This is a genomic window from Paludifilum halophilum (assembly GCF_002245355.1).
GTDB classification, from domain to species: domain Bacteria; phylum Bacillota; class Bacilli; order Thermoactinomycetales; family DSM-45169; genus Paludifilum; species Paludifilum halophilum.
Genome location: NZ_NOWF01000001.1, coordinates 129,513 through 146,957, shown reverse-complemented (window position 1 = coordinate 146,957; position 17,445 = coordinate 129,513). Strand labels below are relative to the sequence as shown.

At 47.1% G+C, this 17,445-nt stretch carries 13 protein-coding genes; 4 read left to right on the top strand and 9 right to left on the bottom strand.

Going from position 1 to position 17,445, the window contains the following annotated elements:
* Positions 1 to 56 precede the first annotated feature (56 nt).
* The gene (locus CHM34_RS00645; protein ID WP_094262659.1) at positions 57 to 995 is read right to left on the bottom strand and encodes a class I SAM-dependent methyltransferase; all 939 of its coding nucleotides are present in this window, start codon (positions 993 to 995) and stop codon (positions 57 to 59) included.
* Between the two features lie 462 nt (positions 996 to 1,457).
* The gene (locus CHM34_RS18880; RefSeq protein WP_141201601.1) at positions 1,458 to 1,637 is read right to left on the bottom strand and encodes a hypothetical protein; all 180 of its coding nucleotides are present in this window, start codon (positions 1,635 to 1,637) and stop codon (positions 1,458 to 1,460) included.
* A gap of 66 nt (positions 1,638 to 1,703) precedes the next feature.
* On the opposite strand from CHM34_RS18880, the gene CHM34_RS00635 reads away from it, so the two are divergent.
* Positions 1,704 to 2,018, top strand: a complete 315-nt coding sequence (locus CHM34_RS00635; RefSeq protein WP_169713510.1) for an HPr family phosphocarrier protein — start codon at positions 1,704 to 1,706, stop codon at positions 2,016 to 2,018.
* Positions 2,019 to 2,288: 270 nt separating this feature from the next.
* Here the strand turns inward: CHM34_RS00635 and CHM34_RS00625 are convergent, their stop codons facing one another.
* From CHM34_RS00625 to CHM34_RS00615, 3 genes are all read right to left on the bottom strand, one after another.
* The gene (locus CHM34_RS00625; protein WP_094262655.1) at positions 2,289 to 3,215 is read right to left on the bottom strand and encodes an SDR family oxidoreductase; all 927 of its coding nucleotides are present in this window, start codon (positions 3,213 to 3,215) and stop codon (positions 2,289 to 2,291) included.
* 200 nt (positions 3,216 to 3,415) lie between these two features.
* A complete protein-coding gene (locus tag CHM34_RS00620) occupies positions 3,416 to 5,221 on the bottom strand; it encodes a YhgE/Pip domain-containing protein (protein ID WP_094263053.1) in 1,806 nt (601 codons plus the stop codon).
* A 2-nt stretch (positions 5,222 to 5,223) separates the two neighbouring features.
* Positions 5,224 to 7,170: an efflux RND transporter permease subunit gene (locus CHM34_RS00615; protein WP_240511830.1), complete on the bottom strand. Its 1,947-nt coding sequence runs from the start codon at positions 7,168 to 7,170 to the stop codon at positions 5,224 to 5,226.
* 272 nt (positions 7,171 to 7,442) lie between these two features.
* Here CHM34_RS00615 and CHM34_RS00610 point away from each other — a divergent pair, with 272 nt between their 5' ends.
* A complete protein-coding gene (locus CHM34_RS00610; protein ID WP_094262654.1) occupies positions 7,443 to 8,033 on the top strand; it encodes a TetR/AcrR family transcriptional regulator in 591 nt (196 codons plus the stop codon).
* Positions 8,034 to 9,030: 997 nt separating this feature from the next.
* Positions 9,031 to 10,377 carry a UDP-N-acetylmuramoyl-tripeptide--D-alanyl-D-alanine ligase gene (locus CHM34_RS00605; RefSeq protein ID WP_094262653.1) on the top strand — a complete coding sequence of 449 codons (1,347 nt, stop codon included), beginning with the start codon at positions 9,031 to 9,033 and terminating at the stop codon, positions 10,375 to 10,377.
* A 323-nt stretch (positions 10,378 to 10,700) separates the two neighbouring features.
* Here CHM34_RS00605 and CHM34_RS00600 read toward each other — a convergent pair whose 3' ends face one another.
* From CHM34_RS00600 to asnS, 4 genes are all read right to left on the bottom strand, one after another.
* Positions 10,701 to 11,957 (bottom strand): ammonium transporter, encoded by a 1,257-nt coding sequence (locus tag CHM34_RS00600; RefSeq protein WP_094262652.1) that lies wholly within the window; start codon positions 11,955 to 11,957, stop codon positions 10,701 to 10,703.
* A gap of 96 nt (positions 11,958 to 12,053) precedes the next feature.
* Entirely contained in the window at positions 12,054 to 14,291 is a 2,238-nt protein-coding gene (locus CHM34_RS00595; protein ID WP_094262651.1) for a YheC/YheD family protein, read from the bottom strand.
* Between the two features lie 111 nt (positions 14,292 to 14,402).
* Complete coding sequence (locus tag CHM34_RS00590; protein ID WP_094262650.1) at positions 14,403 to 15,125, bottom strand: DnaD domain protein; 723 nt, start codon at positions 15,123 to 15,125, stop codon at positions 14,403 to 14,405.
* A 120-nt stretch (positions 15,126 to 15,245) separates the two neighbouring features.
* Positions 15,246 to 16,535 carry an asparagine--tRNA ligase gene (asnS, locus tag CHM34_RS00585; RefSeq protein WP_206093726.1) on the bottom strand — a complete coding sequence of 430 codons (1,290 nt, stop codon included), beginning with the start codon at positions 16,533 to 16,535 and terminating at the stop codon, positions 15,246 to 15,248.
* A 405-nt stretch (positions 16,536 to 16,940) separates the two neighbouring features.
* Here asnS and CHM34_RS00575 point away from each other — a divergent pair, with 405 nt between their 5' ends.
* The gene (locus CHM34_RS00575; protein WP_094262647.1) at positions 16,941 to 17,411 is read left to right on the top strand and encodes a CBO0543 family protein; all 471 of its coding nucleotides are present in this window, start codon (positions 16,941 to 16,943) and stop codon (positions 17,409 to 17,411) included.
* Positions 17,412 to 17,445: the final 34 nt, after the last annotated feature.

Genomic DNA, 17,445 nt, shown 5'->3' with positions numbered 1-17,445 from the left:
CATTAATTCAGCTTATGCCGTATGCCATATGAAATCAGGTATTGCGCAATCTTCTTTCACCGCTTCATGATTTGTGTCGAATAAAAAGATGGTTGCCGGTCTATCGTGGTTCGTTGGAGTCGATAGCGATTGGATGGTAACCATTCTTCTATAAATGGAAGTCCGGGAACATAGAAAAAACTTCCCTTCTTTCTTAAGGACTCCAAGATGTTCATATAAATCTCGGCGTACTTTTCGGGTTGTCCGTCTTTCCTCCAATGATGATGAACAAAATGATTGGAAAACGCCATATGGGAAAGAATCGTTCCCCATGTATTCTTTAGAAAAGGAAATTCAAACCAATCTGCCTCAAAAAGATAAAGATCTTGAATAACATGTCGATCCACTCCATAGGCCTCCAATCCCTGATCGCGGAAATACCGAACCAATCGCCCCTGGCTTCCACAACCAATATCCAGGATCGGTTCTTGAATTTGGGAATGCTGCATTCCGAGCAGGCGTAACTGCAGTGTCGGGGTATATTCGTGACATACAACAGGTTGGAAGGAGTCTGAACGGATGATGTGAGCATCGCGGATGGTATGCAAATAATGAGTCAGAAACGACGAATGACGGTCGATGCTGCCTCGCAGATGACTTTTGAAAACAGGAAAGGACTCGGAACATCTAAACCCATTCAGAGTGACATGAACGAATTGAGAGTAGAGGTTGATCAAAGAATCTTCATCTTGCGGAGTTAGATGAACAAATTGATTCAAATGGTGGATCGTGTTTTTGGTTTGTTTCGTCATATAGTAAATCAGTTCCTGACGGAGATCGTCTTTATAGGTGTAGAACCGTGCAATCTCTTTTCTGTATCGATAAATCGGTTCCAAACCATGTTCGTTCAGTTGGAGCCTCAACCTCTTTGGATGAAGTTCAGAGACCTCTTTCGAAAGATTGATTTCGTACTGTGAATCGACCATTTTATAAACGAATTCCTCTAACCCCTTCATCTTTTCAACCTCCTTGTCTTTACCATAAAGTCTTCGCCCCATACCGTAAAAAAGTCCTTCCTTCACCACTACCCGGAACCTTGCATTTAAACCAGGATATAATAGGAAGCACCTCACCCTTTTTGTCCCCCGACGGAAATCGGAGTATATGCGTTTATTATTGTAAGTTAATATAACATATTCGAAAATGGACTGCGTCTCAAGATTATTTATATGTAAATTTTATTTACACATTTACGGATGAAAATCGAATAAAGAGCAAAAAAGAGATGTAAACGCTTTTTCCGTGTTATATAATCTTACATAAAATTTGCGCAAAAAAGGGGAGGAGCCGTATAGTAAGAATCAACAATGGACCGGCAGAAACAGAAGGGGATGGGGAAGAACAATCGTTCCATTTGGTTTGTGGTTTTGGAAATCCTGTTCCTCTTATTTTACGGATCCGAGTGGGTGGTTCGGTTTCTACACCTCCCGATCCCTCCGGCGGTGATCATAGGGGTAACGTGGATGGGAGTGCAGAGCCAATGGCTGAAAGGCCTGGCGATGGGTACCGCGGCCCAGATGGTAGAAGGTCAGCGCTTCCAAGTGGGGAGAACCCGCCACCGCCATGTAGGTGGCGGGGATGACTTTGACCGCATTCATAGTCGGGCTGTTAACCCCGATTCTACTACCTGTTCTTTTTTAGATTTTAATTAGGGAGGAATTCCAGTGCGTAAAAAACGAAACTTCACCATCCGAGCCAAACCGTCCCTGCGGGAAGTGACTCAATTCGTCGAAACCGCCCGCCGCTATTCTAGCCATATCATGGTTTGTCATGGTAAGATCACTGCCAACAGCAAGGGGCTGTTGGGTCTCGTTTCACTATTTGTCGGGGTGGAAAGTGGGGATCAGTTGGTTCTCACGGCCGCTGGTCCCGATGCGGAACAAGCCTTAAAACAGCTCAGCGATTTTTTTCACAACATCCCCATCTATGAGGGAACTTCATTGGAAGCCTCGGTACAAAATGAACAGACATCCAGGTAACCCGTTTCAAAGTCGGAGCCGTGTGAACCCTCCAGAGAAGAAGGGTGGACTGACCATGAAACTTCGGCATGGTGGTTTTGGCTGGGTATGTACGGCCCGGTGGTCCGGGAAAATCTCATGGCCGATTCATCTGCCGTCAATCACTCTCCAATATGTCATTTTTCTATCACACTCTCAAGGGGTTTTCAAATAAAGGACCCGCTCAGCGGGTAAGGCTGCTGATCAGAATTGAAGTCAGCAGCCTTTTTATTGCGGATTTTGCTTTTTTAATCAAGTTTCCGTGATGACGCCACCATTGACATGCAATACCTGACCGGTAACGTATGATGAATCATCGGATGCCAAATAGACGTATGTCGGAGCGAGTTCAAATGGTTGACCGGCGCGTTTCATAGGCGTATCCGAACCGAAGGTCTTCACATAATCGGCTGAATAACTGGATACGATCAATGGTGTCCATATCGGCCCGGGAGCAACTGCATTCACTCGTATCCCGCAACGAACCAATTGAAGAGACAAAGAACGGGTAAATGACACAATAGCTCCTTTTGTGGAAGAATAATCAACCAGCAGTGGAGCCCCCTCATACGCGGTGACAGATGTTGTACTGATGATCGAACTTCCCGGACGAAGATAAGGGATAGCCGCTCGAGTCAGGTAAAAGTGAGGAAAAATGTTGGTACGGAATGTATCTTCCAACTGTTTGTCGGAAATATCCCGGATGCTTTCTTGGGGGAACTGGACCGCTTGATTGATGACTAAAACATCCATTTGACCGTAGTACTCAAGCGTTTTTTGCACGACTTCATCCGAAAATGCGGATTGACGCAAATCGCCCTCGATTAACAGACATCTACGCCCATATCGCTCCACCATCCGCTGGGTCGTTATGGCATCTCGGCGTTCATATAAATAAACAATCACCACGTCCGCCCCCTCTTTGGCGAAGCCAATAGCGACAGCGCGACCGATTCCACTGTCCCCTCCCGTGATGATCGCAACTTTCCCGGCCATCTTCCCACTTCCCCTGTATTCAGGGTTATCGGCTATTGGCAGGGGTTTCATCATGTATTCCAGACCAGGCTGTCTGTCTTGATGCTGAGGAGGAAAAGTGATGGGAACCTGCTCACACTGAGTTTCATAGCCAAAATAGGGATACATGGGCAACGACGAGCTTTTGTTTCTGCATTTTTCCATTAAACCGCTTCCTTCCCATGGTTTCTCGCCTAACGGTATGCTCAGCGAAAAAAATAAGGCACGGCAGCAGCCTATATGGACCATGGTCGTTGCTCATTGTTTAGAGAGACGTCCAACAACTGATCTTTCCGCATTACCTCCGATCTCTTCTGAACAAAGCTCCCGTAATCAAAAGTCTGCAAAAGATCTTCTATCAGGTCTTATCTAAACAAATCCAAGAACCGGTCCCAGAATCCCTTTTTCTCTTCTTCTTTTTGTTGATCATCCTTTTTGTCTTTATCTCTTTTTATGCTTTCTGTTTTCATGACAAATTGCACAGACTGAACCTTTTTATTTTTGGATGAAACAAATGAAACGGGGTCAAAATCCGATTTATCGTATTCATCGGTCATTTGGTCGATTTCGGTTTGAATTTGATCTGGTAGATCATTCGTCGATTGAGCCAACTCCGATGTACCATTATGGAGTTCATGAACGCCATTTTTTAATTCATGTGTTCCATTTGTCAGTTCTGTGATGCCACCATGTAACTCCCCATATGATTTTGATAATCTGGCTACACCTTCGGTATAATCGACCAATCCCGAATGGAAGGATTTATAATTGGATGATAGAGCATTTAACCCTTGCTGTAATTCCTTCATCGATTCATCCAAATTCGTATGATCCAGGCTTTTGTCTAATTCATCAACGATGGTTTCTAGATAGATTCTCATATCATGAACGGAGCCTGTAACGTCTTTAAGCGTCGGATCCACTGCTCGAAAGGTTTTTTTCAAATCGGAATAGGTATCCTTCGTGGCACGGGCAGCAGTATAGGTTTTGACCAGTTTATCGACAACTTTAGAATCCGCATCGCTCTCTTTTAATTCCTGTATTTCTTCATCGGAGATATGATAAGCGGGAATGGCCGCTATCGATTTGTCTAGTCTATTGTAAGCGTTCGAATATCGATCCCGTAAATCAGCAAGGTTATTTTCTGTTACTTTTAACCCGTTTGCCATGTCCGTGAGTCTTTTTTGTAGTTCCTGTAATTTGCTCACATTCATCTGACCCGAATGACTTCCTAATGACTGACTCATTTTTTCTAGCGATTCATCAATGGACTTAGATCCTTCAATCAGTTCTGAGGAGCCATGATCGAGTTTATTAATTCCCTTCTTGTACTCCTGCGACCCTCCGTGCAAGCTCACGACACCCTGATTTAATTCTGTTATCCCTTTATTCAGTTCATCAATGCCTACATCAATGCCTTTTGTCGCATCGGATAGAGACTTCGCATCATTTGTGATGTCATCGGCATTAGACGTATCAATGGGCATGGAGGCTGGCATGCCCGTTATTTCTATACTTTCGATTTCTAAATCCTTTACATCAGCTTTTACAACAAAGCTCTCTTCTTTTTCAGGCATAACGGTAAAGGCCACTTGTTTATTTTTTCCTGCATCGGCGATTGTTCCGTTTTGAGTCTCGATATTTTGATAGATATCCGAGTTTAAAGGAAGGGATATCTGTAACATATAATTCTTGAAAAAGGGATTATCCTTTTCGTTCGCTTTGGTATCAATGTGAATCTCCAGTTTTCCATCTTTACCTAACAGTTTTTCAGGAGGTAAGGTTTCACCATTTAATTGATAGGACACATCGATATCCCATGGTAATGATCGACCTTCTAGATTCCCTTGGTAATAAAACGGATCTTCTGTGGCGGTAAACCCAACTTGATGATCGTTCAATTTCATCTCTGTTAAGTTGGTTAAATTTTCAACACTGGTGTAAGGTCCATAGTCGATGATTTTTCCAGATTTATCGATTGAGAAATGGTTGACGACATACATCTCTTTTTGATCGCCATTGGCCTCTAATGTGGCATATACAACTTCGCTTTTCTCAGAATAGGATCCTTCGCTTTGTGATTTTTCTTCTTGTTTCGCCGCTGATACGAGATGCGTCGGTATCACAAGAAGGAGGGCCATGAATATGGCACCAGTCCGTTTAAACCTCATCATCATTCTCCTTTCCCCTTATAAAAGTTCGCTCGCAGCGTTGTTTTTTCAATCACTCGATCGAATACGACCAACATAGCTGGTAAGGCGAAAACGACCATCACAAACGCGAGTAATGCACCTCTGCCCAGCAATAACCCAATCGAAGACACAATGGGGTTTGTTGATGTGAACGATAAAATAAACCCAACGCTTGATAAGATGGAAGCAGATATCAATATCGCAAACATCTTGTCATCGATCGTCTTCTTAATCGCCTTCATGGCAGGCATTTCTTGACGGAGGTTTCGATCGTTTTCCGTAAATAAGATACCGTAATCGACTGTGGCAGCGAGTTGTACCGTACTGATGATTAAATAACCGACATACACCAATGACGAATCTGTGAAATATGGGACAGATAAGTTTAGCCATACGGCCGATTGAATCGTCAGTAATAAGACAATCGGGATCGAGATCGATCGGAAAGTGATGACAAGCACGATGGCGATCATAATAATCGTTAGCAAATTCACGACCGTGTTATCTTGTTCAACGGTATTTTTTATATCATACAGTGTCACACTCTCACCGAGCAGATGGACCTCATCATAATAGGATTCAGCTGTATCTCGAACTTCATCGATTAACGAAAAGGCTTCATCACCTTCCGAGTCGGTCTCGGTATTCAGCGTGATTCGCGTGTAGTTTTTTGAGTAAAATGGTTCCGTCGCCGACTCCTCTAAATAGTCAGGCGGAATAGCCGAACTGACAGTGTTTACGTATGAAATAACACTCGACACATGAGGGAGTTCCTCTAAGTGTTGAACGAGTTCTTCTTCCTTACCCATCCCCCCTTTAGGAACAAGTAGGATCATCGAAGTATTCTTTCCGAACTCTTCCTGTATAGCGGCTGCATCAGCACCCGCCCGGGTTGTTTCTGGCTGTTCTCCAACCCCGTAGATAAAGGAGGTTTGGCTCTGAGCTAAAAATGCCGGTACGATCAAGAGTAAAAGGAGGATTAAATTTGGAATTCGAAATTGCATAACCCGCTTTCCGATATTTTCTAAGCTCGGAAATAATGGTTTATGTTGTGTACGATCGATCCATTTGTAAAACATCAGCGTTAAAGCAGGTAGAAAGACGACGACGCTAATAAAGCTGAGAACAATTCCTTTGACAAGGTTAAAGCCTAAGTCAGCGCCGATGCCAAAATTCATAAATGATAGTGCGATGAAGCCGAAAAACGTTGTTGATGCACTGGCTGCAATAGCGGGGAACGATTGTTTGATGGCTCGCCGCATCGCTTCATTGGGATCCGATACCCGTTTGCGATAGTCTGAAAAGCTGTGAAGCAGAAAAATGGCGTAATCCAAAGATACAGCCAGTTGTAAGATCGGTGCTACCGACTGTGTAACAAAGGATATTTCACCGATGAAAATATTCGTTCCCAAGTTAATTAGAACGGAAATTCCGATGGCCGTTAAAAAAAATAACGGTTCGATCCAAGATGTTGTGGATAGAATTAAAATGATGATAATGATGGGAACTAACAAAGCGGCGGCATTTAAAGACTCTTGACCGGCCATTTTTTGGGATGTCGCTGTATCGACTGCTTCGCCAGAAATGGCGTTTTCCTCACCGATCAAGTCATAAATTTGATCGGTGGTTGCGACTTCATCACCCTCACGGATATTTAACGAGAATAACGCTGTTTCATCTTGATAATAAGGTTCTACCGTATCTGGATCCGCCATTTCGATGGGCTTTTTTAGATCGATAACATCATCTAACCAAGTGACTCCAGTGACACCATCGATTGCTTCTAATCTTTCTTTGTATGCTAAAGATTCGGTAATCGATACATCGCGAACCATCACTCTCGCATTGGCAATCGGCTCATCAAATTCGTCTTCCATTAAATCCATGGCTTGTATAGATGGTGCATCATCAGGTAAATAATCAACCATATTGTAATTGACAGAGACTGCAAACTGCATGATCGTGCTGACTAGAGCAAGAACCACAACGGTTATCACAATAGGTTTTTTATGTTTTATAATTTTTACTGAGAAGTCAATAAGGCTTCATCCTCTCTTGATATTAGCCTTTAGACACTTTATTATTTTAATAGACACTGTGTCGTAAATACAACAAACAGTTTTATAAAGTTTGTTCGCTTTTCAACACTTTTTTAGATGATGTTGGATTTAACAAAATATTATAAAAGGGGTTTATCAGGTTGAGTAAGAAATTGGATCGGCGCAAAAAACACACACGCAAAGTATTAAAAGAAAGTCTCATTGAATTACTAGCCGACGACAAACCGATATCCGCCATTACGGTTAAAGAAATCTGTGCAATGGCGGATATTAATCGCTCCACGTTTTACATGCATTATTCAGATCCGTATGACTTACTGGATAAGATCGAATGGGAGATTATCGAAGATATGAATACGTATCTGAACAGTTACAGATTTACAATCGAAGAAGAGTCATTAAAGATGACCCAGAAATTATTAGAATACATCACAAACAACAAATTTCTCTTTCAAACCTTATTAACCAAAAATAGGGACCCCGCTTTTGAACAACGGCTGATGGATATCGCGCAACGTTTTATGATGAATACCGTCCATCATTTAAAAGAAGTAGACTCACGGTATTTGAGTACGTTCGTGGTGAGTGGAGCGATCCATGTTATTAAGGATTGGATTGAGAATGAAATGGACCCATCTCCAAAAGAAATGGCGATCATGATTAATCATTTCGCAAACTACGGGGTATCCAATTTAAAAGGATGGGAAACTGTTAATAACGAACACCGGTGAGGGACATTCTGTTTCCTTCACATACAGTAAACCCCACATTTGTACCGTTCTATGCACCTCCCTCTCCGAACAGGACGTTAGTTTTCCCATGTTCCGTTTGAAGGGTTCGAATCGAGACGGAACGTCGATTCCATGATTTTCTCCAGTTTCCGATTTTGCTTATACTTCATGTGAGTACCTCCTTGTTATTTTGGGTCAAGGCCTTGACGCCCCGTATGGCTAATAGGAGGTACTTTCCTTTTTCAAAGTACCAGTTTTTTGTTACAGAAATGACTACCGTACCATTTTCTTTTTTCGTTCCGGTAAACCCAATACCTCCGGATTCGAAAATATAGTCATTTGCCGTTTCATCTCATATCCTCAAGAATATAGGTGAAGTATCCTACTTAAGAAAGGAATAGATAAAAACATGAACTATTGGAATTACAACTTGAACCCGAATCTTCAACAGTACGGTCCTTACGAAGTACAACAACAGCCGGATTTAGGAAGGACGATTTACAACCTTTCCAGGAGAATTTATTCACTGGAGCAAAGGATGGATCGAGTGGAACGAAGGCTGTTTCCGCGACGACCATAAATTTCATCCGTTCTATGAAGATTTTGAACGATAGGTAAATTTGTCCTTACCCTAGAAGCGTTGTGATTTTAGCACATCCTTGGTGGGTCGGGGTGGGGTTCCACACGGAGTGCCTTTGGCTCGTCAGAACAACGAAACGGCGTGTGGAACCCCACCCTCCCGAACAGGGGACTTTTTCACAACGCTTCTAGCGTTCCCTTTGTTTCAGCTTCCTTCCCGAGGAGTTATGATTCCGACTCCTCTTAAAGGTGAATCATCCTGCTGGAGTGCCTGTATCCCGTTTAAAATTGGGCATTTATCCTGTCCCAAATCATGTGATTTCGAATATCATACGGGTAAGCCAATCATCAGGAGGATTTCACAGTATAGGAGGCGGTTATTACGAAACCCGTCACCCTTCGAGAATGCACCCAAATCATGGGTGGATCCCTGATCCGCGGAACGGCTGATCGCCTTGTCCGATCAGCCAACCTGGGCAAAAGTAAATATTTGCGATCGAATCAGATCTACTTCTATTCCAAATCCAAGTCATGGAACAGACAGCTGGAAGCCCTTCGGCGGATCCGCCCCATCGCCGCCGTTGTACCCGAGCATCTCTCTTCTTCGTTGCCATCCGGTGTCGCCGTTATTACTCACCGGAACATACCGTCGGCATATTGGAAACTTGCCTTGTGGAACATGAAAAAAGTTCCCGTACGGGTGGTAGCCGTTACCGGAAGTGCCGGTAAATCCACCACCACCGAAATGATCCATTCCATTCTTCGACAGCGTTTACGGACGGTGAAGACCCAGGGAAATTTGAACACCTTCACGTTCCTTCCCTCCTATCTCCTCCGCCTCAAGCCCGGTGACCATCTTTTATTACTGGAGATGGGGATGAAATCCCTTAACAATATCGCCCGCCAATGTCGTGTAGTCCGTCCCCAGGTGGGGGCCGTTACCAATGTGGGAGAAGCGCATGTAGGCAGCTTGGGTTCCTTAGACGCCATTGTACGAGCTAAACAGGAATTGGTCGAAGGAATGCGCCCGGGTGGCACATTATTTTTAAATGCGGATTGTCCCGGGTCCAAAAAGTTATCGACGAAGCGGTTTCGAGGCACACGCAAAACCTTTGGCATCACCAATCCGGCAAACCTTCGTGCAGAAAACGTGAAATATACGAACACCGGGATGACATTCGACGTTCTTTTGGATGGACGGAAACATTCATTCTCCATCCCTACGTGGGGTCATCACAACGTATACAACGCCCTTGCCGCCATCGGTATCGCCCGCAGCCTGGATTTCAGTGTCTCCCAAATTCAACGGGGACTCGCTAGAGTCCGCCTTCCCAAAATGCGATTTCAGGTTATTCGCGGCAAATCCGGACGCCGATTGATCAACGATGCCTGGAATGCCAATCCCTCAGCGATGAAAGCAGGGCTGACCGTCCTCCACAACATGTCCGATAATCGTCCGACCGTAGCCGTACTGGGAAACATGTTGGAGCTGGGCCGGTATTCCCGGTGGGCTCACCAAAAGGTGGGGCAACATGCCGCCAAACTCCGTTTAAAACAATTGGTCACCTACGGACAACTGGCGAAGGAAATCGGGAGAACAGCTGTTGCAAACGGAATGGATTCCAATAAAGTCTTTCATTTTACCAACCGATCCGCCTTAATTCGCCACCTCAAACAAACTCCGGAGCAATCGATCATCTATTTCAAGGCCTCCCGGAAACTCCACCTGGAAAAAGTGATCGACCAACTGAAGCACCTGCGCTGAACATCGGCGCAGGTCACTTGTCTTGGGAGACATGTTTTTTCGATATTTCTTTTTTTGTTTGCGTTACAAACTTGTTTTAATTTAAGATGATTTTTCCCTATCTCCGGAAGTTCGGTATGGGTTCTGGCTCTGATCGGGAGTATGACACTGTTTTATGGCATTTATCACCTGATTAAAAATAAATCACTTCAATCAAACCAAACAAAAAAGCATGGAATGAGTCTCTTCCAAACATAAGTCTCCAATCACAGAAGGACCCATTTCTATCTTGGGTAGAAATGGGTCCCTTAACTTCTACGTACTTCTTCTCCGGCGCTTTATGGTTACATTTTTTCGGCGGAATTCAACTCCGGGTATCCGTAGGCTCCATGTTCGCTTAAGTCCAGTCCCATGACTTCCTCTTCTTTCGATACGCGCAACCCCATCCAACGATCCAATAGCCGAAGAATGACAAAGGATACGACAGCGACATAGATCGCAGAGGCCAGTACACCCAGGCTTTGGACGCCCAACTGCGTCCACCCTCCACCGTATAATAATCCCGGTTGTCCTACTCCTGTTATCTCCACCAGGCGGGGGGAAGCGAAAAAGCCCGTTGACAGCGTTCCCCAGATCCCGGCCACTCCGTGTACCGAAAAAGCGTAAATCGGATCGTCTATCCCTTTTCGTTCAAAGTACTGCGCCGTAAATACCGTCAATGAACCGGCGATCCCCCCGATCACCACTGCCGCCCATGATTCCACAAAGGCACAGGCGGCCGTAACCGCCACTAACCCGGCCAACACACCATTCAGCATCATTGGGATATCCGCCCGTCCGAGCCGCAAGCGAGCGGTTGCTAAAGCACCGATGCCCCCGGCAGCCGCTGCCAGATTGGTGGTTAAAGCGACATACCCGAAAAAACCGTCCTGCACGCTCAACGTACTGCCGGGATTAAACCCGAACCACCCCAGCCAGATGACCAGTACCCCCAGCACCGTGTACACCTGATTATGACCGGGCAAAGAATGCGGTGTACCATTCGTGTTGTATTTGCCGATCCTGGGACCCAGAAGCCACGTCGCTACCAGCGCAGCGACCCCTCCTTGCAGATGGACGACCGTTGATCCCGCAAAATCCTGTTTTCCCAACTCGCTTAACCAACCGCCGCCCCAAATCCAATGACCGACAACCGGATAGATGACAATCGTATATAAAAGACCGAATAAAACGTAAACCCCCAGCTTGGCCCGTTCCGCAAACCCGCCCCAGACGATAGCGAGGGATACGGCCACAAAAGAGAGCTGGAATAAAAAAGAGATCTCCAGAGGAATGCTGTCACCCTCCGGCGGCAAATCCAAAAACCAGCCCGTAGTACCGATCCAGCGATTACCCTCTCCAAAGGTCAAACCATATCCCACAGCCCAAAAGGCCAGCCCGGCCATGGAAAAGCTCAGCAATTGCTTGCCGGCGACATGACCGGCGTTCTTCATCCGCGTCGATCCCGCTTCCAGCAACGCAAAACCCGCCTGCATCGAAATCACGAGAACGGCGCATAACATAACCCAGACTGCATCCATAGATAAAGCCAAACGCTCCATGAACCATCCCTCTCTTTTATGTAAATTTAATTAACATATTACCACAAAAGAAACGAATCGAAAAGTATTTATGTAAGAAAAAATAACATAACCCCGCTATCCTATCGATAACGGGGTATCATCCTTCAGCAAATCTTTATACAAGCGTTCCATGCCTTCCGCCGTCCGGTCCCATCCAAAATACTCTTCCGCTCTCTTCCGACCGGCTTCTCCCAGTCGCTTCATCCTTTGCGGATTTCCGAACAAGTCACTACAGACCTCCGGCAAACGTGGAGCCAACTCTCTGCGGGAAAGCAAAACCCCTGTTTTTCCATCTTCCACGACTTCGGGAATTCCGCCGATTCCGACGGATACCACCGGGAGACCGGTCGCCATCCCTTCCACATTGACAAGGCCGAAAGCTTCCCGTACCAGAGAAGGAGTCACCAGGAGATCGGCCGCCTGATAATAAGAGGGCATCTGTGAATGGGGAACAAAAGGAATCCAGGTCACCATGTCCCGGAAGGGTTTCATCTGCTCTCGAATCATGCGGACATAGGGTGTTTGGATCATCCTTCCGTAATGGCTTCCTCCGACAATCAGCAAGTGGGTCTCCGGATGCCGTTCTCGAATTCTCGCTAATCCCTTCAACAAGACATGCAAACCTTTTTGCGGAATCATTCTTCCGACAAAAAGAAGCACTTTTTTACCGATTAAACCCATCGCCTGGCGCCGCTGACTCCGTTGTTCCTGCACCCTCGGATCCTGAAGAGAGCGAAAACGGTTGAGATTCACTCCCGGGGCAACGACATGGATTCGATCCCGGCACCGGGGAAACATGCGAATCAGCTGCTCTTTCAGATGCGCACTGTTTGTAACGATTGCGTCACAATGATCCAGATTTTTGCGAAGCGTCGCCGGTCGGATATACGGCGGACGGATAAAGGTATCGGAATGAAGATAGAGAAGGAGACGAGACTGGGAACAGATGGAGCGAAGTTCGCCGATGACTGCCGGCCGGTTCTCCACTTGGATGATCGGGGAACGGAGTCGACGCAGGTGGCCGAAGGCCTGATTCCAATACTGCCGGCGGTTGGAAGCGCGAACTTCCACCGGACAGGATTTTTTTAACACCCGGGTATCCATCCCCAAAACATAAACCCTGCGTTCCTCCGCCAACCTTTCCGCTGTTTCCCTCACGGTGGTTTCTACGGAGCCGCTGGATCTTCCTCTCACAGGCAGAGTTCCCGGTGTCAGGACCGCCACCGAGGGACGGGAAGAATCCTGCTTCCGGAGAAGATAGGAGGCATACTCCATCGGACGGGCGAATGTCCGCCTCCAGGACTCCAGATCCCGGGCCTGATGGAAAGTGATTCGCAAGTCGCGTGCATTCACTTCGATGATCCACAACCTTCCACCGGGTTCCACCGCAACATCGAATCCCAGGTCCGCCAACTCCGGGTAACGGCGGGACAACACTTCCGCCGCCTTCACCACCATTTCTCCGATCCGACAGCACAGGCCTTCGGCTTTCTGAAACCCCGCTTGGCGAAGAACCGGCAGCAATTGTTGCGCCCGTCCCCCCACCGCCACATTGGTCGCTATTCCACCGACCGGACCTAACCGGGCCACCATCCCGCTTACCCGCCACTCTCCGTCTCTTCCCCGTTGAACGGCCACCCGGATATCGACGGGATGGTGATCGATCCGGATCAAGGGAAGGGACTGCTGAACCAAATACGGAGTATTTCCGATCTGTTCCTTCAGGAAAGAAAGCGCTCGTTCCAGAGAATAAATCTGACCCTCTTCCTGACCGGGAACAGAGATTCTCGCACTTTTTTCGTTTTCCTCCAAGTCCATGCGGAAAATCCCGATCGCCAAACTTTTATGACACGGCTTCAAATAGACCGAACCGCGGCGAAGGAGAAACGGTTTCACCTCCGACGGATGATACCGGATTGTCTCCGGAAGATGGGCAAGCAGGTCGGACTCCCGGGACCAAATGCGGTGAACCGTCCATTTATTGAGGCGGTTGTCGGCGTTGAAAAGCACCGTTTCGGAAAGCTGACGTAACCGGGCCAGCTCTCTGCTGTCCCGGAAAGCCGGTTTAATCCGATTATGAATCAACGTCGGCAGCGGCAATCGTTTCTGACAAACCCCTCCCTCTTTGTTACAAAGGAACCCCCTCACCGTTAGATCCTGAAAGAAGATATCCTCCAACGTAAAAAAGATTGGTTGGAATCCCTCTTTCCTTCCGAAATGATCATAGAGAGCCAAGGGCTCATAAGGGGACCTTCCCCGCAGACAGTCTTGGAATATCTGTCGGCTGATGAGTACTCCCACATCGTGAGCCAACCCGATCCCCTCCTGTCCTTATTCAATGTATGCGGGGATCGACAGAGCCACGTCCACGCGTGACCCACCACTTAAAAAAATGGACGGAAGCGGATCCGCTTCCGTCCATCGTCAACCCTTCACCCAGTTATAAAAGGAAAAGGTGTCTTCCGTCTCTTCCCGAGGATTCCTTGTTTGATAGAGAATCCCTTTGTTTCGAAACTTCCGGGAATACTCCACCGCTTCCTCCGGTGTTTGGATTTCGTTTTGCTGCCATTCCAGCAATATCCGGTCGATATAGCGAAAACTGAGTTTACCACAGAAAACCGCTTCTCGAAGTGCCGAAATAATCAGCGGTTCCGAGTGCTTGTCCTCATCCAGCCATTGAGTCAAGGTTTCACACTCCATCGGAGACAGCGGGCGCCCAAATTCCCGTTCAAATCGTTGGAATAAATTCTCATAAGCTTTCTCCACCGACTCGTCGGGCTCCTCCGGGTCTCGATCCAGATAGGAAGCCGCCAACTGTTGCAGAAAGGGGGCGGTACAATAACGCTCGCTACGGATCCCTTCCTCATTCACCGATTCCTCGATGGTTAAAAAACCGCCTTGAACCAACGATTGAAGCCAAGCCATAATCTGATCGCCAGAAGCGTCCATCCTCTCTTCCAACTGACTGACAGTGGGAAAAGGGGTTTCCTCTTTTTCTTCAAAAACCATCATCTGCAATAAAAGCATCACTTGTCCTTCGGTCAAACCCAACCGTTTATATTCCGTAAACAACATCACCGGAAAAGACATGGAACCTTGCTGCAATAGATGAACAAGTGCCGAATGCGGCGACATTTTCCGATCCATCTCATCCACCTCTCTTCCTCACTATAGCAACGAGATTTTTTAAAAAACAGACTTGAAAAAGAAAAAGCATCGGTATGCGCCGATGCTACCGCAAACCTGCCGACTATGCGACGGATCTCGTTACGGATAAAGCCGGTTCAGCATCCGGGGAAAGGGGATCGTTTCCCGAACGTGGTCCAGACCGCAAATCCAGGCTACCGTTCGCTCCAGTCCAAGTCCGAATCCGGAATGAGGAACGGATCCATACTTCCGAAGGTCCATATACCACTCATAGGCCTCCTGGGAAAGCTGATGTTGTTGAAACCGTTCTTCCAGAAGTCGGGGGTCATCGATCCGCTGGCTTCCCCCGACAACCTCCCCGTAGCCCTCCGGAGCAATGAGATCGTCGCAAAGCACCACTTCCGACCGTTCGGGATCCGGCTTCATATAAAACGCTTTTGTCCCGGTCGGGTAATGGGTGATAAATACCGGTTTATCGAAGCTTTCGGCGATCTTCGTTTCGTGGGGGGCACCAAAATCCTCTCCCCACGAGAATTCCATCCCTTCCCGGTTAAGGAGATGGACTGCCTCATCATAGGTAATCCGGGGAAAAGGAGCCTTCACTTTTTCCAGTGCCGACGTATCCCGCTTCAACACCTTCAGCTCATCCCGACAATGTTGCAAGATGTGCTGCACAACATGAGCCACCATCCGTTCCTGAATGCGGAGATTTTCCTCATGATCCACAAAAGCCATTTCCGGTTCAATCATCCAAAACTCAATCAAATGGCGGCGGGTTTTCGATTTTTCCGCCCGAAAGGTGGGACCAAAGGAATAGACCCGGCCCAAAGCCATCGCCGCCGCTTCCATATAGAGCTGTCCACTCTGGGTCAAATAAGCGTCCTCATCAAAATACTTCGTATGGAACAGGTTGGTCGTTCCCTCACAGGAAGAAGGGGTCAAAACCGGAGGGTCGACCAGTGTAAAACCTTCTCCATTGAGCCAGTCCTGCATCGCCCGGATAATTTCCGCCCGAATGCGCAAAATGGAACGCTGACGGGGAGAACGGATCCACAGGTGACGGTGATCCATCAAGAACTCCACTCCGTGTTCTTTTAAGGCGATCGGGTACTCTTCAGCCGTCTGAATCACTTCGATTCCCGTGACATCCATCTCAAAACCGCTTGGGGAGCGCTCATCCTCCCTGACCGTCCCCTCTATGTACAGAGAACTTTCCTGAGTCAAATCAGCCGCCTGCTCCCAAGTTTCCGGAGAGACTTGGCTCTTCACCATGACACCCTGAATCATGCCGGTGCCGTCACGAAGTTGCAGGAACTGAATCTTCCCGCTGGAACGTCTATTATAAAGCCAAACGCCCAACTTCACTTTTTCTCCGACATGGGCGGATATATTTCCGATCGTGGTAAGCACACTACGAACCCCCATCCAATTAGTGACTTGTCCATTATACCCTTGCCGAATCAGGCGAGTCAACGCGACTCGGGAACGGGAGATACAGGCACTTCCCGCTCCGGCTGTTCCCCCGTATAAAGGAAGCGTTCAGCGAAAACCTTTCCTTATGGATGCATTCCCTGCAAAAAGCATGGAACCACACAACCCGTCAGTTCCGATCCCTTTCCGGTTTTCTCTCCGGATCGTCGATCAGCTCCATCCGGTTCCAGCTCATCTATGGGATGAACTCTTTTTTTGCGGAGGATCTTTGTTTGTTTTACAAACTTGTTTTTATTAAATATTACGCTGTTTTCCCATTTCCATCGTCTAAGCTCCCCCTTTCCAAGAGATAATAAATAAAAACGGTAAAAGGTCGTGTCTCTTTTGGTCTTTATTTTCTGGTTGATCATCTGGTGGCTGATCGGTCTCCTGCTCATCCATTGGAAGGAATGGAGACGGGGATATTCCACGGCCTTGGCGGCGAGCTTGGGCTCCTTTCTGCTGGATGCCGCCTTTGTCAGCGGCGGTTTCTGGGGGTACGAAGATCCTCTGCTTCCGGGTTTGTGGCCTCACATCACCCTTAATCTGGGCATCTATCCCATTGGAGCATGGATCTATATTCAGAGATATCCGGACCGAATCCTCCACCAAGTCCGATGGATCCTGTTGGGAACCGTCATTCTTCTCGCCGTGGAGCTCAACCTTCACCAGCTGGGTCGAATGTATTACGAACACGGCTGGAATATGGGGTTATCCGCCTTGGCCAATGTCCTTTTACTCATTCTTCTTCGCTTGCATGATCGATGGGTAGAAGGGAGAAAGCCCCCCCTCAACACAACGGACAGGAATCTATAAAACCAAAAAACCTGCTGTCGAAGACAGCAGGTTT